The organism is Burkholderia sp. 3C (assembly GCF_054589155.1).
In genome coordinates this window covers 1-411 of the sequence record NZ_BAAILN010000116.1, presented here as the reverse complement: position 1 = coordinate 411, position 411 = coordinate 1, and the positions used below count along the sequence as shown (strand labels likewise).

Annotated in this window: 1 pseudogene; it reads right to left on the bottom strand. The window is 60.8% G+C overall.

Annotation, left to right across the window (positions count from 1 at the left end):
* Positions 1-385, bottom strand: a pseudogene (locus ACYP33_RS23175) (hypothetical protein); the annotation flags it as partial.
* Positions 386-411: the final 26 nt, after the last annotated feature.

Sequence of the window (411 nt, the reverse complement as noted above, 5' to 3'; positions counted from 1 at the left end):
GGTCATATTCGAGCTGGGTCGTGTTCTCGTTTTGCGTGAACGCGCTGCGCACCAGGTCATATCCCGGGTTCGGATTTTCCAGCTTCTGCGCCACTGCAAACGTATCGGCCCAGCACAGAATGCGGACCTTCACGCCTTCGCCAGCCTTCTGGATCAGCAGGTCACCAATGCAGAGCGAATCGCCGCCGCCCCGCCGGAAATACATCGATGGCTGAAAACCCCAGCAGATGTAGTCGATCGAATGCCTGGCAGCCAGAATCGCGTCGTACAGCGCGCCGAAAGCCTCCTCTCCATTGACGAGCGGCTTGTAGGACGCCGGCACCGGATGAAACTCGGCAACGCTGCCCGACTTCTTGCCGGTTCCGCGCGGGCCCGCCGGGATCATGTCGAGAAACCACGGCAGACACAGCA